20 protein-coding genes and 1 other RNA gene are annotated in these 20,055 nt (G+C 69.4%); 6 read left to right on the top strand and 15 right to left on the bottom strand.

Annotation, left to right across the window (positions count from 1 at the left end):
- Nucleotides 1-155: 155 nt before the first annotated feature.
- The 3 genes from TMZ1T_RS17045 to TMZ1T_RS17035 are packed head-to-tail and all read right to left on the bottom strand — an operon-like array spanning nt 156 to nt 4,896.
- Nucleotides 156-1,571 carry an efflux transporter outer membrane subunit gene (locus tag TMZ1T_RS17045; protein WP_012585998.1) on the bottom strand — a complete coding sequence of 472 codons (1,416 nt, stop codon included), beginning with the start codon at nt 1,569-1,571 and terminating at the stop codon, nt 156-158.
- The gene (locus TMZ1T_RS17040) at nt 1,568-3,583 is read right to left on the bottom strand and encodes a MacB family efflux pump subunit (protein WP_012585997.1); all 2,016 of its coding nucleotides are present in this window, start codon (nt 3,581-3,583) and stop codon (nt 1,568-1,570) included. Before TMZ1T_RS17040 ends, TMZ1T_RS17045 begins: the two co-directional genes overlap by 4 nt.
- Nucleotides 3,580-4,896 carry an efflux RND transporter periplasmic adaptor subunit gene (locus tag TMZ1T_RS17035; RefSeq protein WP_012585996.1) on the bottom strand — a complete coding sequence of 439 codons (1,317 nt, stop codon included), beginning with the start codon at nt 4,894-4,896 and terminating at the stop codon, nt 3,580-3,582. Before TMZ1T_RS17035 ends, TMZ1T_RS17040 begins: the two co-directional genes overlap by 4 nt.
- Before the next feature lie 284 nt (nt 4,897-5,180).
- Here TMZ1T_RS17035 and TMZ1T_RS17030 point away from each other — a divergent pair, with 284 nt between their 5' ends.
- Both TMZ1T_RS17030 and TMZ1T_RS17025 read left to right on the top strand, forming a co-directional pair.
- A complete protein-coding gene (locus TMZ1T_RS17030; RefSeq protein ID WP_004326361.1) occupies nt 5,181-6,182 on the top strand; it encodes a cytochrome-c peroxidase in 1,002 nt (333 codons plus the stop codon).
- A gap of 172 nt (nt 6,183-6,354) precedes the next feature.
- On the top strand, nt 6,355-6,774 hold the full coding sequence (locus tag TMZ1T_RS17025; RefSeq protein ID WP_012585995.1) for a Fur family transcriptional regulator: 420 nt from the start codon (nt 6,355-6,357) through the stop codon (nt 6,772-6,774).
- Nucleotides 6,775-6,882: 108 nt separating this feature from the next.
- On the opposite strand, the gene TMZ1T_RS17020 is transcribed toward TMZ1T_RS17025, so the two are convergent.
- The 12 genes from TMZ1T_RS17020 to TMZ1T_RS16970 all read right to left on the bottom strand — a co-directional run bounded on the left by TMZ1T_RS17020 (nt 6,883) and on the right by TMZ1T_RS16970 (nt 17,188).
- The gene (locus TMZ1T_RS17020; protein WP_004326359.1) at nt 6,883-7,299 is read right to left on the bottom strand and encodes an ExbD/TolR family protein; all 417 of its coding nucleotides are present in this window, start codon (nt 7,297-7,299) and stop codon (nt 6,883-6,885) included.
- Nucleotides 7,299-8,060 (bottom strand): MotA/TolQ/ExbB proton channel family protein, encoded by a 762-nt coding sequence (locus TMZ1T_RS17015; RefSeq protein WP_012585994.1) that lies wholly within the window; start codon nt 8,058-8,060, stop codon nt 7,299-7,301. Before TMZ1T_RS17015 ends, TMZ1T_RS17020 begins: the two co-directional genes overlap by 1 nt.
- Before the next feature lie 2 nt (nt 8,061-8,062).
- A complete protein-coding gene (locus TMZ1T_RS17010) occupies nt 8,063-8,824 on the bottom strand; it encodes an energy transducer TonB (RefSeq protein WP_012585993.1) in 762 nt (253 codons plus the stop codon).
- 150 nt (nt 8,825-8,974) lie between these two features.
- Nucleotides 8,975-9,454 (bottom strand): bacterioferritin, encoded by a 480-nt coding sequence (bfr, locus tag TMZ1T_RS17005; protein WP_004309883.1) that lies wholly within the window; start codon nt 9,452-9,454, stop codon nt 8,975-8,977.
- Nucleotides 9,451-9,690, bottom strand: a complete 240-nt coding sequence (locus tag TMZ1T_RS17000) for a (2Fe-2S)-binding protein (protein ID WP_004309881.1) — start codon at nt 9,688-9,690, stop codon at nt 9,451-9,453. The genes bfr and TMZ1T_RS17000 overlap by 4 nt, the downstream gene beginning before the upstream one ends.
- 50 nt (nt 9,691-9,740) lie before the next feature.
- Nucleotides 9,741-9,935: a hemin uptake protein HemP gene (hemP, locus tag TMZ1T_RS20675; protein WP_261789026.1), complete on the bottom strand. Its 195-nt coding sequence runs from the start codon at nt 9,933-9,935 to the stop codon at nt 9,741-9,743.
- Between the two features lie 91 nt (nt 9,936-10,026).
- On the bottom strand, nt 10,027-10,434 hold the full coding sequence (locus TMZ1T_RS16995) for a hypothetical protein (protein ID WP_004309878.1): 408 nt from the start codon (nt 10,432-10,434) through the stop codon (nt 10,027-10,029).
- Between the two features lie 37 nt (nt 10,435-10,471).
- A complete protein-coding gene (locus TMZ1T_RS16990) occupies nt 10,472-11,674 on the bottom strand; it encodes a hypothetical protein (protein ID WP_012585991.1) in 1,203 nt (400 codons plus the stop codon).
- Nucleotides 11,671-14,136: an EAL domain-containing protein gene (locus TMZ1T_RS16985; RefSeq protein WP_012585990.1), complete on the bottom strand. Its 2,466-nt coding sequence runs from the start codon at nt 14,134-14,136 to the stop codon at nt 11,671-11,673. Before TMZ1T_RS16985 ends, TMZ1T_RS16990 begins: the two co-directional genes overlap by 4 nt.
- A gap of 7 nt (nt 14,137-14,143) precedes the next feature.
- The gene (locus tag TMZ1T_RS16980) at nt 14,144-15,526 is read right to left on the bottom strand and encodes a malonyl-CoA decarboxylase domain-containing protein (RefSeq protein ID WP_012585989.1); all 1,383 of its coding nucleotides are present in this window, start codon (nt 15,524-15,526) and stop codon (nt 14,144-14,146) included.
- Between the two features lie 121 nt (nt 15,527-15,647).
- On the bottom strand, nt 15,648-16,445 hold the full coding sequence (gene lgt, locus TMZ1T_RS16975) for a prolipoprotein diacylglyceryl transferase (protein WP_012585988.1): 798 nt from the start codon (nt 16,443-16,445) through the stop codon (nt 15,648-15,650).
- Between the two features lie 65 nt (nt 16,446-16,510).
- Nucleotides 16,511-17,188 (bottom strand): YceH family protein, encoded by a 678-nt coding sequence (locus TMZ1T_RS16970; protein WP_012585987.1) that lies wholly within the window; start codon nt 17,186-17,188, stop codon nt 16,511-16,513.
- Nucleotides 17,189-17,336: 148 nt separating this feature from the next.
- Between TMZ1T_RS16970 and ilvD the strand changes: the two genes are divergently transcribed.
- From ilvD to ssrS, 4 genes are all read left to right on the top strand, one after another.
- Nucleotides 17,337-19,187: a dihydroxy-acid dehydratase gene (ilvD, locus tag TMZ1T_RS16965; RefSeq protein WP_012585986.1), complete on the top strand. Its 1,851-nt coding sequence runs from the start codon at nt 17,337-17,339 to the stop codon at nt 19,185-19,187.
- A gap of 50 nt (nt 19,188-19,237) precedes the next feature.
- A complete protein-coding gene (locus TMZ1T_RS16960) occupies nt 19,238-19,432 on the top strand; it encodes a hypothetical protein (protein WP_004309871.1) in 195 nt (64 codons plus the stop codon).
- Nucleotides 19,433-19,436: 4 nt separating this feature from the next.
- Nucleotides 19,437-19,739, top strand: a complete 303-nt coding sequence (locus tag TMZ1T_RS16955; protein WP_004309870.1) for a cell division protein ZapA — start codon at nt 19,437-19,439, stop codon at nt 19,737-19,739.
- A 23-nt stretch (nt 19,740-19,762) separates the two neighbouring features.
- A non-coding RNA gene (ssrS, locus tag TMZ1T_RS20335) (6S RNA) lies at nt 19,763-19,946 on the top strand.
- Nucleotides 19,947-20,055 lie beyond the last annotated feature (109 nt).

Below are 20,055 nucleotides of genomic sequence, written 5' to 3'. Positions count from 1 at the left end.
CAGGTGGCTGGCTGGGCGAGACGTTGAGAATTATGTAAAAAACGAGAATCGTTCGCAACAAATTTCAGCGAGTCGAGATGGATCCCGGCTCGTGGTCGTGTTGTTCTCGCTCCGCCAAGCGGCTTGCGGCCCGCGGTGCGCGTGCCGGCTGCGGCTCAGTTGCCCGCCTGCCCCGCGCTCCACCCGCCCCCGAGCGCCTTGTACAGATTCACTGCAGCGGTGAGTCGGGCCAGGCGCGTGAGGGCGAGTTGGTCCTGCGACGCGAACAGGGTGCGCTGGGCGAGGAGTACCGTGAGCAGGCCGTCCGCGCCTTCGCGGTAACGCAGTTCGGCCAGGCGCAGGCTGCGCTCGGCTTCGGCGAGGATCTCGCGCTCGGCGGCCTCCTGGTTGGTGTCGCGGACGCCGTTGGCGAGGACGTCCTCGACTTCCTTGAGGGCGGCGAGGATCGCGCGGCGGTGGGATTCGACCAGCTCACGCTGGCGCGAGCGCTGGATGTCGACGTCCGCGCGCAGGCGGCCGCCGTCGAAGATCTTCTGCAGCACGCTGGCCGAGATCGACAGCGTGCGTGTGGTGTCGGCCAGCGCCAGCAGCGCGGCGCTGCCCACGCCCGCACCGGCCGACAGGCTGATCCCGGGCAGCAGCGCGGCGCGCGCGGCGGCGATGTTGGCGGCCGCGGCGACGAGCCGGGCTTCGCTGGCGGCGAGGTCGGGGCGGCGCAGCAGCAGCTCGGACGGCAAGCCGGCGCCGACCGCGGGCACCTTCAGGGCCCCCAGGCGCTCGATGCCGCCAGCGCCGTCGGGGGTGGGTCCGGCCTGCGGGTTGCGGCCAAGCAGGATTGCGAGCGCGCTGCGCGTCTGGCGCAGTTGCACCTCGAGCGGCTCGATGGCCTTGCGCTGGTTGAGCACCGTGGTGCGCTGCTGACTCAGATCGAGCGCCGAGGCCGCACCGTTGTCGTAGCGCGCCTGCACCACGCGCAGCACGCGCTCGGCGGTGGCGAGGTTCCGGCGCGCGATGTCCAGGCGCTCCTGCAGCGCCAGGACCTGGAACCAGGCGATGGCGACGCTGGCGCTGATCGACAGGCGGGCCGCGTCATAGTCGAAGCGGGTGGCCATGAGACCGGCGCGGCTGGCGCCGACGCCGGCGGCGATCCGGCCCCAGAGGTCGATCTCGTAGCTGGCGCCGAGGTCGATGCCGGTCGAGCTGGATTCATTGCTGTCGACATTGCGTGTGCTGCTCCCGCCGCTCACGTCGAGTGACGGCAATAGCGACGCCCCGGCCTGGCGCAGCGCAAGCTCGGCCTGGACCACGCGTTCGGCCTGGATGCGCAGGTCGGGGGTGGTGGCCAGCGCTTCGGTGACGAAGGCGTCGAGCCGGGCCGAGCCGAAGTCCTGCCACCAGGTGTCATGCAGCGGTGTGGCGGGTTCTGCCGCCCGGGCGGGTTCCGCCCACTGCGCCGGCAGCGCTTGCTCGGGACGCACGACGGGCTCGGTGAGCGCGCAGCCGGCGGTCAGGGCGGCGAGCAGGGCAGGGAGCAGACGGGTGCGCAGGGGGAAACCGGATGGATTTGTCATTCGGAGGCGAGGGCGACGACGGGGTCGAGTCGGGCAGCCTTGCGCGCGGGCAGGTAGCCGAACACCAGCCCGGTGAGGAAGGCACAACTGAAGGCGAGCACGACCGGCGTCAGCGAGTACTGCACCGCGGTGCCGAAGGCCTCGATGATCGCGGCGGCGCCGAGCCCGGCCGCGACCCCGATCAGCCCGCCCACCGCCGACACCACCAGGGCCTCGATGAGGAACTGCTGCAGGATGTTGCGGGTGCGTGCACCGGTGGCCATGCGGATGCCGATCTCGCGGGTGCGCTCGGTCACCGACACCAGCATGATGTTCATCACGCCGATGCCGCCCACCAGCAGCGAGATCGCCGCCACCGTGCCGAGCAGCACGGTGAGCGTGTTCTGCGTCTCCGACACGGTATCGATCACCGAGGCCATGTTGCGGATCTGGAAGTCCTCCACGCCGTGGCGGGCGAGCAGCAGCGCGCTTACCGCGGCCTGGGTGTCGTCGATCTGCCCGACGTCCTCGACCGCCACGGTCACATTGCGCAGGAATCGCTGGCCGGTGATGCGCAGGCTCGCCGTGGTGTAGGGCATGAAGACGATGTCGTCCTGGTCCTGCCCCCAGGGCGTGGCGCCCTTGGGCGTCATCACGCCCATGACCTGGAAGGGGATGTTGTTGACCAGGATGAACTCGCCCACCGCGTCGCGCCCGGGGAACAGGGCGCGCGCCACCGTCTGGCCGAGCACGGCGACCGTGGCGTAGCGCGCCTCGTCCTCCGCGCTGAAGAAGGTGCCGCTCGCCGGTAGCCAGTTGCGCGCCACGACGTAGTCGGCCGAGGTGCCGTTGACGCTGCTGCGGTGGTCGATGTTGCCGGCGCGCAGGGTGATGGTGGCGCCCTGCTCGGGCACCGAGGCGAGCACGTTGGGCAGCTCGGCGATCGCCTGCACGTCCTCGATCACCAGGGTGGCGGGGGCGTCGCGTCCGCGCGTGTTGGGTGCGCCGGGGCGCACGGTGAGCAGGTTCGTGCCCATCGCGCTGACCTGGTCGATCACCTTCTGCTTGGCGCCGTCGCCGATCGCCAGCATGGCGATCACCGAGGCGACGCCGATGACGATGCCGAGCAGGGTCAGGACGGTGCGGAAGAGGTTGGCGCGCAGCGCGCGCAGCGCGGTGCGGGTGGCCTCCACCACGTCCGACAGCGGCGAGGTGCGATCGATGTGGGGGGCGAAGTCGGGCTCCGGCTCCTGCGGCGGGTGCGGCCCGGGGTCGGCGACGATGCGGCCGTCGCGGATCTCGATGATGCGCTGCGCCTGCTCGGCGACCTCGCGCTCGTGGGTGATCAGCACGATGGTGTGGCCGGCGGCGGAGAGCTCGGCGAGCAGCTTCATGACCTCGGCGCCGCTTCGGCTGTCGAGCGCGCCGGTGGGCTCGTCGGCGAAGATGATGCGGCCGCCGTTCATCAGCGCGCGCGCGATCGACACGCGCTGCTGCTGGCCGCCGGAGAGCTGGCCGGGGCGATGGTGGATGCGCTCGCCGAGCCCGAGGCGCGCCAGCAGCGCCTCGGCACGGGCATGGCGTTCCTCGCGTGGCATGCCGGAATACACCGCCGGCACCTCGACATTGTCGCGCGCGGAGGCGCCGCCGAGCAGGTTGTAGCTCTGGAAGACGAAGCCGAAGGCCTCGCGGCGCAGGCGCGCGAGCGCGTCGCGGTCCAGCGCCGCGACGTCCGTGCCCATGAAGCGGTAGGTGCCGCCGGTGGGGCGATCGAGGCAGCCGAGGATGTTCATCAGCGTGGATTTGCCCGAACCCGAGGTGCCCATGATGGCGACGAACTCGCCAGGGTGGATGGTGAGGTCGATGCCGTGCAGCACGCGGGTCTCGACCTCGCCATTGACGAAGCTGCGCGTGATGCCCGAGAGCTCGATCAGCGGTGTTGCGGTCGTGGGCGGGGCGGCGGGCCGCGTGGCCGCTGCGCGCGCGCTGGCGGACGAGGTCGCGTCCTCGTCGGGAAGGCGTTCGATCTTCATAGCCGCGGCGTCATCTGCGGGCGACCGGCGCCGTTTCCGACCACCAGCCCGGAGACGACGCGTTCGCCCTCGGCCAGCCCGGACAGCACCTGTGCCTGCACGCGGTTGGAGACGCCGAGCTCGACCTTGCGTTCTTCCAGCGCGCCGCGTGCATCGGCGACCCGCACCGTACCCTGGCGCGGTCCGGCGCCGGAGGTGCCCGACGCTGCGCCGCGCCCCTGGCTCATCATGCCGCGCCCCGAGCCCATGCCATTGCCTGCGGGCGCCCCGGCGCCGGGCGGGGCTGCGGGGGCGGGGCCGGCCCCTGCCTGGGGCGGGCGCGCCTGGCCCTGGGCGAGTGCGGCCATCGGGATCAGCAGCGCATCCTTGGCCTGCGCGACCACGAAGAAGACCTGTGCGGTCATCTGCGTCATCAGCCGGCCGTCGGGATTGAGGACGTCGAAGAGCGCGTTGTAGAGCACCACGTTGTTGGTCACCGTGGGCGTGGGTTCGATCTTCTCGAGCTTGCCCTGCCAGCGCTTGCCGCTGCCGCCCAGGGTGGTGAAGTAGGCCTCCATGCCGAGCTTCAGGCGGCCGATGTCGGCTTCCGATACCTGGGTCTGCACGGTCATCGTGGACAGGTCGGCGATGCGCATCACCACCGGTGCCTGCTGGTTGGTGTTGAGCGTCTGGCCCTGGCGCGCAGTGATCGACACCACGGTGCCGGCCATCGGCGACAGGATGCGGGCGTATTGCAGGTTGGCCTCGTCGGCGCGCAGGGTCGATTCGATCTGCTCGATCTGCGCGCGCAGCGCCTCGAGCTGAGCCTCCGCCGACATCGCCGAGGCTTCGGCGGTCTGCAGGCTCTCCTTGGTGGTGGCGTCCTCGGCCATCAGCGCGCGCTGGCGGCGCTGCTGGATCTGCGCGAGGGCGAGCTGGGCCTCGCGGTCCTTCAGCTGCGCACGCAGGTTCTTCAACTGGGCGCGTGAGGCGTCGACGCGGGCACGATAGACCGTGGGGTCGATCTCCGCGAGCAGCTGGCCGGCCTCGACCGTGTCGCCGACCTCGACGTGGATCTTGCGCAACTGACCGGAGACCTGCGCGCCCACGTCCACATAGTCGCGCGGCTGCAGGGTGCCGGTGGCGGTGACGACGTCCTCGACGTCGCCGCGCTGCACGGTGGTGAACTGGTAGTTGGTGGTGGGGTCGCGCTCACCGATGAAGGCGCTGCGACCGTACCAGGCGCCGGCGAGCAGCAGCGGCACCAGGATCAGCAGGGCGCGGCGTCCCCAGCGCGGGCGGGCGGTTCGGTTGGAGGGCTTGTCTTCGTTCATTGGGCTCAGGGCTTGCCGGCGGACCGCCGGGCGCTGCATCGATTCGTGGGCAAGAGCATAGCGGCCCGCGAGACCTGCGCTTGTATCGGATTGAAGCCGCGTCGTTTACGGCTGGAGAGACCGCCCGTGGGACGCATCGTTCCGGCGCGCGACTCCAAAACGTTGACCGTAGTCAAGAAATGGCTTGTTTAGACAGAGTCTAATTAGCGCGTCGGAACATCCTGCTCCGGGCAGGGTGGGAAACCAAGAAGCGACAATTCGCCGAACTGGCAAGGAGAAGCATCATGATGAAGTTGAAGGCAACGAGCGTGGCGGTGGCATTGGTGGTGGCTGGCAGCGCCTGGGCGGCCGTGGCGGTGCGGGACGAACCGATCAAGCCGATCGAGCCGGCGAAGGTGGAGAACGCCGCCAAGGTCGAGCTCGGCAAGAAGTTGTGGTTCGAGCCGCGCCTGTCGATGTCGGGCATCATCTCCTGCAATACCTGCCACAACCTGTCGATGGGGGGCACCGACAACCTCAAGACCTCGATCGGCCACGGCTGGAAAGCCGGTCCGGTGAACTCGCCGACCGTCTATAACTCCAGCCTGGCGATCGCCCAGTTCTGGGACGGCCGTGCGGCCGACCTCAAGGAGCAGGCCGGCGGCCCGATCCAGGCCGGCGTCGAGATGAACATGCCGCACACCCTGGCGGTCGGCATCCTGCAGTCGATCCCGGGCTACGTCGAAGAGTTCGAGTCGGTGTACGGCAAGAACAAGATCGACATCGACATGATCACCGACTCGATCGCCGAGTTCGAGAAGACCCTGGTCACGCCCGATTCGCGCTTCGACAAGTGGCTCAGGGGCGACGACAAGGCGCTGTCCGAGAAAGAGCTCGCCGGCTACACCCTATTCAAGGAAAGCGGCTGCGTGGCCTGCCACAACGGTCCGGCGGCCGGCGGCACGTCATTCCAGCGCATGGGCGTGGTCGAGCCGTACAAGAGCAGCTCGCCCGCCGAAGGCCGCTCGGCGGTCACCGGTGCCGATGCCGACCGCTTCAACTTCAAGGTGCCGACCCTGCGCAACGTCGCGCTGACCTACCCGTACTTCCACGACGGCGAGGCGGCGACGCTCGAGCAGGCGGTGGATACCATGGGGCGCCTGCAGCTCGGCCGCACCTACAGCAAGGATGAGATCGGACAGATCGTCGCCTTCCTGAAGACGCTGACCGGCGAACTGCCGCAGATCGCGATGCCGGTGCTGCCGCCGTCGAGCAACGCGACGCCGCGTCCCGATCCGTTCAAGTAATCCGAAAAGCCATCCGGCTTGTCGCAGGAATGCCGGGGCACGGACGCAGGTTCGTGCCCCGGTACTAGTTCTCATGGATTATTGACACGATCCGGGACCCGGTCCAGCATTCAGACAGGGTCCAATGCAAATCCGCACGGGGTGCGGATGCGCAACCAGAAGGTCGACTGCCATGATGAACACCTACGCATCCTCCGACGCCATCGCCTGCCTGCGCCAGGCCGGCATTCCGGTCACGCACCAGCGCATCGAGATTGCACGCGCCCTGTTTTCGGCGCCGGTGCATCTCTCGGCGGACCAGATCTGGGCGAAGGTGCTCGAGGCCTCGCCCGACGTCTCGCGCGCCACGGTGTACAACACCTTGCGGCTGTTCAGCGAGAAGAAGATGATCCGCGAGCTGTTCGTCGATCCCCAGCGCGTGGTGTACGACTCCACGACCGCGCCGCACTACCACCTCTACAACATCGACAGCGGCGAGGTGCGCGACATCTCGGACGACGAGTTGCGCGTGATCGGCCAGCCCCGCCTGCCCGCGGGCGTGGTGCTCGACGCAATCGACGTCATCGTCCGCGTGCGCAACCGCGCCGTCTGATCGCCTGCTCCCGGGAGCCGGGAGCGAGGGGGCCGCAATCGAAATAAGGGCGCCAGGGCGCGGAATCGCTCCGCATCCTGGCGCCTCCTTTCATTCCTTCCTCGACGCTCAGCGTTCCGGCACGGTCACAAAGCCCATCTTCTCGATGCCGGCGCTGCGCGCCTCGGCCATCACCTCCGCGATCACCTCGTAGCGCGTGTTGCGGTCGGCGCGCAGGTGAAGCTCCGGCTGGGGCTTTTGCGCCGCGGCGGCGCTCAGACGGGCGGGAAGGGCCACCTCGTCGACCGCCTCGTTGTTCCAGAACACGCGGCCGTCGCCGTCGATCGACAGTGCCACCGTCTCCGGCTTCTGTTCGGTCGGCGCGCTGGAGGCCTGCGGCAGGTCGATCTTGACCGAGTGGGTCAGCAGCGGCGCGGTGATCATGAACACGATCAGCAGCACCAGCATGACGTCGATCAGCGGCACCATGTTGATGTCGCTCTGCGGGGCGCGCGTCTCGCCCTGGCTGAATCCCCCGAAGGCCATCACGCCGCTCCGTGCGCGCCGGCCGGCGTGCCCGTGGCGACTTCGGCCGCGCGTGGCGCGGCGCCGGGCACTGCAGCGATGCGTGCGCCGGTGGCGAACCAGGCGTGCAGGTCGTGGGCGAAGGCGTCGAGTTCGGAGAGCTCGACGCGGTTGGCGCGCGTGATGCCGTTGTAGGCCAGCACCGCCGGGATGGCGACGAAGAGGCCGAAGGCGGTCATGATCAGCGCCTCGCCGACCGGGCCCGCCACCTTGTCCAGCGTCGCCATGCCCGAAACGCTGATGTTCACCAGCGCGTGGTAGATGCCCCACACCGTGCCGAAGAGGCCGACGAAGGGGGCGGTCGAGCCGATCGAGGCGAGCACGGTGAGGCCGGACTCGAGCGCCGCGGTCGACAGCGCGATCGACTTGCGCAGCGCGCGGGTGATGACCTCGTCGGTGTCGAGCTTGCCGCCGAGGGTGTTGCTGTGGGTGTGCCGGCGCACGTGCTGGGCGGCGGCGGCGCCCTGCTGGGCAAGCGCCTCGAAGGGCGACTCCGGGGCGCGCTCGGCGAGCACGCGCAGACCGGCGTCGAGGTCGGGGGCGGCCCAGAAGGCCTCTACGGCGCCGCTGTGGCTGCGCGCACGCAGCTGACGCAGGGAGCGGCTGAGGATCAGGTACCAGCTGGTGATCGACATCACCAGCAGGATCAGCGCCACCGCGCGGATGATGTTGTCGGATTGCGCCCACAGGTGGGCGAGGCCGAAGGCCTGCGAACTGTCCATGCTCAGTTTCCTTGAAGTTTGAAGACGATGGGCACCAGGACCCAGGATTCGATCGCGCTGTCGCCGCGCCGTGCGGGCACGAAGCGCCAGCGCGCCACCGCCTCGCGCGCGGCGCGGTCGAGGCGCTCGGAGCCGGAGCTGGTGCGCAGCTCGACCTGGGCGGGCTGGCCGTCGGGCGACACCAACACGCGCAGCGTCACCTGGCCCTCCTCGCGCAGGCGGCGCGACAGCGCCGGGTAGGCCGGATGCGGGTTGTTCAGATAGGCGGCGTCGAAGCGCGCGGCGGTGACCGTGGCGGGCGCGGCCGTCGCTGCGGGTGCTGCGGCGGGTGGTGCCGGCGCGGGCGGCGGAGGGGCTGCGGGTTCTTCGGCCGCGCTCAGCGCGGTGGGCGACTCGGTGACTGGCGCCGGCTTCTTCACCACGGGCTTGGGCGTCGGCTTCTTCACCATCGGCGGGGTTGGCGGCGTGGGCTCGGGCGGGCGCGCCACCGGCCGAGGTTCAGGCGGGCGCGGCGGCTCCACGACGGGTTCGGGAGGCGCCGGTAAGGGCTCGGCGACCGCGGGCGCTGCGATGAGTGCGACCTGGATCGGCATCAGCTCGGCGGGCACGGGGCGCTCGCCGGCGAGCCTGGCGAGCATCGCCAGCCCGCCGAGGTGGGCGGCGACGATCAGGCCGAGGAGGGCGCCGCGCCGCAGCGGCGAGTTCCCGTGCGCTGCCGCGGTCGGGCGCGGAGCGACTTCCGCTCCGGAGGCAGGGGCGCGCATGGGCTGCGCCTCAGGATCCGTGGACAGCGACGGCGAAGGGGAAGGCAACAGCGACAATGCTTGGGCAGCTGGGTGCATCGGGGCGGAGGCGACGAGCCGCCTCCGCGGAGGCAGCGTTGGGTTGGTCGGGAGCGATCGGGCGGGCCGGGATCAGGAGGCGCCGGGGTCCATCTGCGACTGCAGGTAGTTCTGCAGGCCGACGCTGTCGACCAGACCGAGCTGCGTCTCCAGGTAGTCGATGTGTTCCTCGGTGTCTTCCAGGATGTGCTCGAAGAGCTCGCGCGACACGTAATCCTTGCTGGACTCGCAGTAGGCGATCGCCTCGATCAGGTTGGCGCGTCCGCCGAGTTCGAGCTTGAGATCCCCCTGCATGCATTCGGGCACGTTCTCGCCGATCAGCAGCTTGTCGAGATTCTGCAGGTTGGGCAGCCCCTCCAGGAAGAGCACGCGCTCGATCAGCATGTCCGCGTGCTTCATCTCCTCGATCGACTCGTCGTACTCGTGCTTGCCGAGCCGCGTGAAACCCCAGTTCTTGTACATGCGCGCATGCAGGAAGTACTGGTTGATCGCGGTGAGTTCGATGGTGAGCTGCTTGTTGAGGTACTGGATGACTTTCTTGTCGCCTTTCATGTTGCCTCCAGGGATGCGGTGAATGCCGGAGCGATGCCTGCGAACAGCGCGGTCACGCCCGGGCGGGGCGTGGCGGGTACGGCCGAGCGCAGGCACTCGTGCGCGCAGCGGGCGCAGCGACCACACTCTGCGGTCACGCCGAGCGAATGGCGCAGGTCGCGCAGGGTCCGCGCGCCCTGCGCCGCGGCGTGGTGGATCTGGCGTTCGGTGACCGCGTTGCATACGCACACGTACATAGTCTAGCCTCCTGACGGGGTTTTGCCCCGATATGGCATCGCCTGGAAGGTCATTTGGTGAGGATCAGCTTGCCGTTGCGCGTCGTGCGCAAGATGTACTCGCAGCCCTCGTGCTCGATCCGCAACTCGCGCCGGCCGCCGAGGAGCTCCTTGCTGGTGAGCAGGGGGCGCCGCTGTGCAGTCGAATCCGCATCGGGCCGGCTGGCCGGCATGGCGGCGGAAACGGGGAATTCGCAAGGTTGCATGATCGAACGACGTTAAAAATACGAATGATTCGCATTAAATCACGAGTCGCCGACGCATGCAATGCCGGCGCGCATCCGCTGCCCGCTGGCTTCACTCCAGGAGCATCAGGACGTTCAGGGGCTGGTTGGCGGCAGAGGCGGCAGGCAGGTAGGCGAGCGCGTTCGGGTCGGCGAGCACGCGGCCGAGCGCGTCGGCCGCGTCGGCCGCCTCGTGGGGCGGATGGGCGCGCCCGGTGAAGACCATCCGCGACCAGTAGGCGCGGATCTGGCTGGGGTTCTTGCCGGTCAGGCGCTGATAGAAGAGGTCGCGTTCGGCGCCGGCCGGCAGGTCGAGCAGGCGGACGCCACGCCCGTCGGGCAGGGTGGTGCGGCGGCCGAGGTAGAGCTGGGCGGCGGTCTCGCGGTCGACTTCGGCGATGCCTCCGGCGTGGGCGCTGACCAGGACGACGCCTTGCGCGTGCGCTCCGGCCTGCCAGAGGGCGAGCACGAGCGTCAGCATCGGCGCAAGACCGAGCCGTCGGAGCAGGCGCGCCGGATCAGAACACCACATCGACCGACACGCTCAGCAGATTGATGCTGCGATCGTCGAGACCGGGGGCGAAGGGGTTGCCCCGCGCGATGAAGCTGCCGTGCGCGCCGCGATCGGTTTCGATGTGGCTGAATTCCGCCTTCACCGCCGAATTCGGCGTGAAGTCCCAACGCGTGCCGAGGGTGACGCTGCGCTGGGCCTGGTTGCGCGAGCGGTTGAAGACCGCGACCGCTGCGGCGCTTTGTGGCGAGTCCGCCAGCCCGGGGTCGGCCAGCGGCGCGTCCTGGCGCTGGCGGGCGAGACCGAAATAAGGCATCCATGCGCCGAAGCGCCGCCCGACCGCGACATAGGCTCCGGTCGCGCTGTTGACGAAGGCGTCCGCCTGCAGGCGCCCGAGCTCGGCGATCACCCGCCAGCGCCCGTCGTCCCACTGCATGCCGAGGGAGCTGAAGCTGGCGTGGGCACCCTTCCCGCTCAATCGCGCCTGCAGGTCGGGCGGGATCCGCCAGGTGTCGACGAGGTCCCGGTACGACTGCGAGGTCCGGATCACCGCCAGCTCCGCCTCCGCGTGGCTCGCGCTGAAGCTCAACTCGTCGCGCTCCAGCGTCACGGTGAGGCCGCGCAGCCGGCGCAGATTCGCGCGTCCGCCACCGATCACGGGGATGCGGCTGCTGCCAAGATACGGGTGCAGCTCGATGAAGGATCCGCCGATCGGGCTGCGATGCAGCAGGTCGATGCCATCCATGTCGGCGAAGGGGTTGAGCGCGTAGACCTCTGCCGGCGGGCGGACCCAGGGCTGGCTGTAGTTGATGTCGGCGGTCTCGGACAGCATGAAGAAGGGGCTGCGCAGGCGCCCGGCACGCACGGTCAGCGCGGGGCTCAGGGCGTGGCTCAGGAAGGCCAGGGCAGGCCGCGGCGTGTAGTCGCCGCGCTGGGTCTCGCGCGTCACGACCTGCAGCACCGCTCCGGTGCCGTCACCGGACTGCCAGCCGAGCTGTACCCCGAGCACCGAGTCCGGCCCGGTGTCGACGCGGTTGCCGCCCGGCGCGTCGATCCCGACGCGGGCGAACTCCAGGTCGTCCGCGCGGCTGTAGACCGCCCCGGCGGTCGCGAAGCCCGACACCTGCAGGTCGGGTGCGGCGCCCGTGCCGGGGCTGGACGCCAGCGCGGCGATGCCGGCGAGCAGCAACAAGGTGCGGCGAGGGCTCATCGGCGCTCCGGAGCGGGATTGTGCAAGCGGTTGAAGGTGGCGTCGCGGTCGAGCGGCCGCGAGAACAGGTAGCCCTGTCCGAAGTCGCAGCCCATCGCGCGCAGGATCTCGAGCTGGGCCTCATCCTCGATGCACTCGGCGACGACGGTCATGCCGAGGTCGTGGGCGAGTTCGATGCTGTGCCGCACGATCGCGCGCAGGCGCTGGTCGTACGGCAGCGAGCGCACGAAGGAGCCGTCGAGCTTGACCTGGTTGCACGGCATCGTGTGCAGGTAGCTCAGCGTCGAGTAGCCGGTGCCGAAGTCGTCGATGAGGATGTCGAGTCCGGCGGCGCGCAGGGCATGGAGGTGGTCGATCGCCGGGCCGTCCGGATGGGCGAGCACGCTCTCCGTGACCTCGAAGCGGATGCGTTCGCGCGCCACGCCGACACGGTCGATGGCGGCGAGCAGTTCGGCGGCGAGATCCGGGCGTGCGAGCTGGCGCGCGGACAGGTTCACGCTGACGCGCAGCGGCGCGTCGGCCGGCAGCCGGCCCGCCCATTCGCGCAGGTCGGCGCACACGCGCTCGAGCACCAGCGTGCCGATGTCGTGGATCAGGTCGAGCGCCTCGGCGAGCGGGATGAACTCACCCGGCGAGAGCAGGCCGAGCGTCGGGTGCGGCCAGCGCACCAGGGCCTCGAAGCTGGTCGTACGCAGGTTCGCGAGCTCGACGATGGGCTGGTACCACACCTGCAGCCCGCCCTGGGTGAGCGCCTTGCGCAGTTCGGCCTCGACCTGCAGCGCGCGCACCGCGGCGGCGTGCATCTCGGTGTGGAAGAATTCGATCGGCCCCCGCTCGCTGCGACGGGCCTTGTGCAGTGCGTTGTCGGCATCGCGCAGCAGCGATTCGGCATCCTCGCGCTCGTTGTCGCTGATGGCGACGCCCACCCGGCAGCGCGGGTGCAGTTGCTGACCGTCGTCGTCGGGTGCGAAGGCCGGCAGCGCGACCAGCTGCTCGCAGATGCGCAGCGCGTCGATCGAGCTCTCCACACCGTTGAGCAGCACCGCGAACTGGTCACCCCCCACCCGCGCGCACACGTCGCCATCGCGCATCAGGGCCGCGATGTGGGCACCGATCCGGCGCAGCAGTTCGTCGCCCACGAGGTGCCCGTAGCTGTCGTTGACCAGGCTGAAGCGCTCCAGGTTGATCGCCAGGATCGCGATCTGGGTGAGGTCCCCGCGCCGGCGCTGGGCAAGCGCGCGGTTGGCGTGCTCGATGAACATTGCCCGGTTGGGCAGGCCGGTGAGTCCGTCGTGCAAGGCATCGTGCACCAGCTGCTGTTCGGCGCGCTTGCGCAGGTCGATGTCGCCGAGCGAACCAGCCATGCGGTAGGCATGCAGGTTCTCGTCGCGATCGGCGACTCCGCGCATCAGCACCCAGCGGTAGGCGCCGTCGGGCAGGCGGACGCGCAGTTCCATGATGAAATGGTTGCTGTCGCCCTTGAGGTGTTCGACCAGGCGCTGGCGGTAGGCGTCGCGCTCGTAGGGGTGGAGGTAGGCGAGCATGTCCTCCGGCCGGTTCGACAGGGTTCCCGGCTGGACCCCGAGGATCTGGCAGAAGCGCTCGGAGTAATAGACGTCGTCGGCGTCGATGTCCCAGTCCCACAGGCCGTCGTTGGACCCGCGCAGGGCCAGGGCATGGCGCTCCTCGCTCGCCCGCAGGCGCACCGCCGTATCCTGCAGCTCGGCGATCCGGTTCTGCAGCGCCTCGGCCATCAGGTTGAAGTGGTTGGCGATCACCGCCAGCTCGTCCTTGCCACGCGACTCGACGCGGTGCGCGAGGAAGCCGTTGGCGATCGCACGACTGCCCTCCAGCAGCAGGCGCAGGTTGCGGGTGAGCAGATAGCCGAGCGAGGAGAGCAGGACGAAGGTGAGCAGGATCTCCGCGATCGCGATCGCCAGGCCTTGCTGCATGATCGCCTCGCGGGCCGCGGCGAGTACCGAGACCGAGACTCCGAACTGCAGCACGCCGACCTGGTTGCGCGGCAGCAGCAGTTGCCGGCGCACATGCACGAGGTCGTCGGCGAGCAGGGTCTCGAAGAAACGGTGGCGTTGTTCGTCCGGCTCCGGCACCTGCTCCAGCCCGGGCATGCCGGCGCTCACCAGCAGATGACCGCGCGCGTCGCGGATGCGCACATAGAGCAGGCCTTCGTCGGCGTCGGCAAGAAGCTCGCCGAGCACGTCCTCGAGCCCGTCGAGCCGGCCCTGCTCGCCGTAGGCGGTGGCCATCGCGTGCAGCATGCTCGCGGTCTGACCGATCGTCGTCTCCAGGCTCGCCGACAGTGCGTTGTTCATCAGCCGCACGCTGTTCGCGAGCAACATGCTCAGCAACACCACCTGCACCACCGTACTCGCGAGCAACAGGCGGATGCGGATCGACGAGGGGCGGAGGGCGAACGAGCTCGGCGATGTTTCGGGCGGCACGCGAACCTCAGCGCCGGGCGAGCCTGCGCACCGCGGACGAGGCTGCGATGCTGCCGTTGGCAGCGAAGCTCTCCAGGTTGGCTTCCAGGCGGTCCGGGTCGTACAGATAATTGACCATCAATCCCCAAGACTGGCGCAGGCCCTTGTCCGAGCGGTCGGCGAGCCAGTTCAGGCGCTCGATGCGGGCACCGTTGCCGAGGTGGAAGCGCGCCACCGTGTCGACCGGGCGGTCGCCGCGGCGTGCCTCGCTCAGGTAGCGTGCGCCCAGCCGCAGCAGGGGCTCGCGCAAGGACTCGGCGAGCGCCTCGTCCTCGACCCACGCCGGGTCGCCGGCGAGCACCGCGGCGAGGCCCGTCGAGTCGACGCCTTCGATGCCGAGCGTCGCCAGGCGCTTCCAGTCGGTGGCGGTGAAGGCCTCGGCGAAGGCCTCCGGGTCGCGCTGCGCCCAGCGCACCAGGCCCGGCATCGGCGACAGCGTGGCGAAGGTCTTCAGGCGCGGAAAGTCGCGCTTGAGGTCGTCGATCACCCGCTTGAGCAGGAAGTTGCCGAAGCTCACCCCGCGCAGGCCCTTTTGCGTGGCGCTGATCGAATAGAAGATCGCGGTCGTCGCCCGGCTCGCATCGGCGAGCGGCGCCTCGATGTCGAGCAGGCGCTGCACGTCGTCGGCGATCTCCTCGAGCAGTGCGACCTGAACGAAGATCAGCGGCTCGAGCGGCATGCGCGGATGGAAGAAGGCGTAGCAGCGGCGGTCGGAGTCGAGCCGGTTCTTGAGGTCCTTCCAGGAGCGGATCTCGTGCACCGCCTCGTACTCGACGAGCTTCTCGAGCAGGGCGGCGGGCGAACTCCAGGTGATGCGCTGCAGTTCCAGGAAGCCGACGTCGAACCACGCCGACAGGCGCGTCTCGAGCTCGCGGTCGAGCGGCTTGAGCAGCGGATCGTCGGCGATGAGGCGCAGCAGGTCGGCACGCAGGTCGACGAGGAACTTGACCCCCTGCGGGATCGCGTTGAACTGGGTGAGGATGCGCAGCCGGCGCGAGCGCAGCGCGGCGCGCAGCTCGGCTTCCGCGTCCCATTGCCGCGGCGTGCCGACCGCGGCCTGGTAGGCGGCGTGCGCCTGCGCCACCCGCGCCGGATCGGGGCCGAACTCGTGGGCGATCAGGCGCAGGAAGGCGTGGCGGCCGACGTCGTCCAGGCGCAGATAGGTCTCGGCCAGGCGGGCGGCACGCTGGCGCGTCGATACTTCGCCGCCGCGGCCCTCGGCGCACTCCTGCAACTGCGTGCGCAGGCGCTCGAGGTCGCTCTCATCCGGGGGCTTGCCCAAATGCGCGGCGCTCGCGACGAGCTCGCGAACGCGGTTCAGCCCCCGGGAGACCAGTCCTGCACCGCCCATGTCGTCCTCCTGTCCGATTCAGTTCGGATATCGTGCTTACATGATAGCCCGCTTTGGGGAGTCGCTTGTGCAGCCTGCGAATGGACTGTGTGCGATATTCACGTCCCTGCCGCAGCCCCGCCTACCTTCCGGTCCCGCGCGTGCGCGCGGCGGCGAGCATCAGCAGCCCGGCGAGCACCATGGGCACGCAAAGCCATTGTGCGGTGGACAGGCCGAGCGACAAGGTGCCGAAGATGCCCGGATCGGGCGTACGGAAGAACTCCGCGACGAAGCGCAGCGCGCCATAGCCGACCAGGAACATCGCCGACACCGCGCGCAGCGGGCGCGGGCTGGCCGAGTAAGACCACAGCAGCAGGAACAGCAGCAAACCCTCGCCAGCGGCCTGGTAGAGCTGCGAGGGATGGCGCGGCAGCGCATCCACCCAGGGGAAGATCATGGCCCACGGCAGCTCCGTCTCCACCGGCCGGCCCCACAGTTCGCCGTTGATGAAGTTGCCGAGCCGCCCGGCCGCCAGCCCGGTCGGCACCAGCGGCGCGATGAAGTCGGTGACCTGCCAGAAGCCCTTGCCGTGCCGGCGACCGTACAGCCACATCGCCACCAGCACGCCCAGGAAGCCGCCGTGGAAGCTCATCCCGCCCTTCCACACCGCGAGGATCTCGCCCGGGTGTTGCAGATAGTAGCCGGGCTGGAAGAACAACACCTCGCCGAGGCGCCCGCCCACGATCACCCCGATCACACCGTACATCAGGAGGTCGTCGATCCCCTGCTCGTCCCAGCCCAGCTCCGGACGGCGCCGCGCGTGGAGGCGGCCGAGCACGACGAAGAGCACGAAGGCGACCAAGTACATCAGCCCGTACCAGCGCACCGAAAGCGGGCCGAGGGAGAAGGCGATCGGGTCGAATTGGGGGTGGACGAGCATGGAGTGTGCGAGGCGCGAGGCGCGAGGTGTGAGGTGTGAGGCGCCGAGCGCAGGGCTGCCGGCCTTCAGTCGAACTGCTTGCGGAACTCCGCGAACGCTCCGCGCAGTGCCTCGAGTTCCTCGCGCAGACGGCGGACCTCGTCCTCGAGTTCCCCGATGCGCCCGCGCCCGCCGCCTGCCGTGCCGACGGACTGCGCCTCGGCCATCTCCTGCACCGCGGCGTCGCCGCCGAGCAGGTGAACGTGGCGGGTCTCCTTGGTGCCGGGCGCACGCGGCAGCTCGGCGACCAGCGGCGGGTACTTCTCGGCCAGGTGCTCGAGCACGGCATCGACCGCGGCGACGTCGTCGAAACGGTGCAGGCGCTCGCAGCGCTGGCGCAGCTCGCCCGCGGTCTGCGCGCCGCGCAGCAGCAGGATCGCCAATACGGCCTGTTCGGCCGGCGGCAACGAGTGGCGCAGGCGGACCAGGTGCTCGTACTTGGCCACGCGCGCGCTCTGCTGGTCGCGCTTGGACACCAGGCGGCGGGCGATCAGGCGGTCGACCGCGTCCTGCACCTCGGCCTCGGACAGGCTCATCACCGGCTCGCGCGCGGTGAGCTGGTTGCATCCGGTGGTGATGGCGTTGATCGACAGCGGATAGGCGTCGGGGGTGATGAAGGACTTCTCGATCAGCACGCCGAGCACGCGGATCTCGGCCGGGTCGAGGTCGAAGCCGGCCTCGGTCGTGGGGGTCGTGTCCTGCATGGAGCCTCCTGCGGTGTCGGACTTCGGATGATACGCCAGCCGGATCGTCCGCCCCACCGCGGCGTCCCCGCATGCACCGCAGCTTGCCGACGCTCGCCCCACGCGCGTTAGAATCGAACCCTTTCCCGCCGATTTCCCGGAGCGCCCCATGCCCCAGTACCGTTCCCGCACGTCCACCGCCGGCCGCAACATGGCGGGCGCCCGCGCCCTGTGGCGCGCCACCGGCATGAAGGACGGCGACTTCGAAAAGCCGATCATCGCGATCGCCAACAGCTTCACCCAGTTCGTGCCCGGCCACGTGCACCTGAAGGATCTCGGTCAGCTCGTCGCGCGCGAGATCGAGTCCGCCGGCGGCGTCGCCAAGGAATTCAACACCATCGCGGTCGATGACGGCATCGCCATGGGCCACGGCGGCATGCTGTATTCGCTGCCCTCGCGCGAGCTCATCGCCGACAGCGTCGAGTACATGTGCAACGCGCACACGGCGGACGCGCTGGTGTGCATCTCGAACTGCGACAAGATCACCCCGGGCATGCTGATGGCCGCGCTGCGCCTGAACATCCCGGCGATCTTCGTCTCCGGCGGTCCGATGGAGGCCGGCAAGGTCAAGTGGGAAGCCAAGGTGATCTCGCTCGACCTCGTGGATGCGATGGTCAAGGCGGCCGACAAGTCGTGTTCGGACGAGGAAGTCGACGCCATCGAGCGCTCGGCCTGCCCGACCTGCGGGTCGTGCTCGGGCATGTTCACAGCCAACTCGATGAACTGCCTCACCGAGGCGCTCGGCCTGTCGCTGCCCGGCAACGGCACCACGCTCGCCACCCACGCCGACCGCGAGCGCCTGTTCAAGGAAGCCGGCCGCCGCATCGTCGATCTCGCGCGTCGTTACTACGAAAAGGACGACGCCTCGGTGCTGCCGCGCTCGATCGCCAGCTTCCAGGCCTTCGAGAACGCGATGAGCCTGGACGTGGCCATGGGCGGCTCGACCAACACCGTGCTGCACCTGCTCGCCGCCGCGCGCGAGGCCGGCGTGGACTTCACGATGAAGGACATCGACCGCGTCAGCCGCCGCGTGCCTTGCCTGTGCAAGGTCGCGCCCGCGATCGCCGACGTGCACATCGAGGACGTGCATCGTGCCGGCGGCATCATGTCCATCCTCGGTGAACTCGACCGCGCCGGCCTGCTGCACACCGATGTGCCGACCGTGCACAGCGCGAGCCTGGGCGAAGCCCTGGACAAGTGGGACATCAAGCGCACCGAAGACGAAGCGGTGCACACCTTCTTCCGTGCAGCGCCGGGCGGGGTGCCGACCCAGGTCGCCTTCAGTCAGGACCGGCGCTGGAAGTCGCTCGACGTCGACCGCGAGCACGGCATCATCCGCAACAAGGAACATGCCTTCACGGCCGACGGAGGGCTGGCCGTGCTCTACGGCAACATCGCCGAGAAGGGCTGCATCGTGAAGACCGCCGGGGTGGATGAATCCATCTGGAAGTTCACCGGCAAGGCCAGGGTGTACGAGAGCCAGGAAGACGCGGTGGAGGGCATCCTCGGCGAGCAGGTGCAGGCGGGCGACGTGGTGGTGATCCGCTACGAAGGCCCGAAGGGTGGCCCCGGCATGCAGGAGATGCTCTATCCCACCTCTTACCTGAAGAGCCGCGGCCTGGGCGCGCAGTGCGCGCTGCTCACCGACGGACGCTTCTCGGGCGGCACCTCGGGCCTGTCGATCGGCCATGCGTCGCCCGAGGCGGCCTGCGGCGGCGCGATCGCGCTGGTCGAGGACGGCGACACGATCGAGATCGACATCCCCGCGCGCCGCATCCATCTTGCCATCGCCGACGCCGAGCTCGCCCGCCGGCGTGCCGCGATGGAGGCGAAGGGCAATGCGGCCTGGAAGCCGGTGAAGCGCGAACGCGTGGTCTCCGCCGCGCTGCAGGCCTACGCCGCGCTCACCACCTCGGCCGACACCGGCGCGGTGCGGGACGTCACCCAGGTCCAGCGCTGATCGACCCCGGCCGATTGACCCGTCATCGGCCGCTCACTACCATCGACGCCATGGATACCGAACTCGCACAGCTCGAAGCCCAGCTCGAGCACCTGATCAGCCACTACGAGCGCCTGAAGGCCGATAACGCCGCCCTGCGCGGTCGCGTCGTGCAGCTCGAGGGCGAGAATCGCCGGCTCTCCGACAAGGTCCGCGTCGCCGCGGACCGCCTCGCGGGCCTGCTCGACAAACTGCCGGAGGCTTGAAGCGATGTCCGCCGATCACCTCGACATGATGCTGCTGGGCAAGGAGTACCGCATCTCCTGCACGCCCGAATCGCGCGACGAACTGCTCGCCACCGTCGCCTTCCTCGACGACAAGCTTCGTGAGATCGGTGCCCGCACCGGCTCCTCCGGCGAAAAGCTGGCGGTCATGACCGCGCTCAACATCGCCCACGAGTTCCTCCTGCACCAGCGCGGCAACGGGTTTGACATGCCGGGCATGAAGCGTAGAATCGGTCTCATGAAAGCGCGCCTGGACGGTGTTCTGGGACAGCAGGACAAGCTTTTCTGAAGGCAGTGCGAGCAGTACCGGTCAATCCCCTGCAGTGTTCGTCGAAGTCGTAGATTCCTTGAACCAATAGTCGAGAGACTCGGTCGCCAACCATCGATGCCGCTGGTGTGAACGCCCCTCGCCGGGTGATCCTGAAGCGGAAGGGACGCGACCTCCCTGAACCCAAGGTTCAGGATGCCCGGCGGAGACGGCACAGGCGGGGGGCCTTACAAGAGGGCGCGGTGAGTGATCACCGCGCCCTCTTCACGTCCACGCGCCCGACGCCTCGCTCCCTGCGCCTCACGCTGATGCTGCACTGCAAACTCTTAACGCAATC

Origin of the sequence: Thauera aminoaromatica (assembly GCF_000021765.1) — a bacterium.
Lineage (GTDB): Bacteria > Pseudomonadota > Gammaproteobacteria > Burkholderiales > Rhodocyclaceae > Thauera > Thauera aminoaromatica.
The sequence above is the reverse complement of the archived record's forward strand: the minus strand, read 5'-3'. Positions and strand labels throughout refer to the sequence as shown.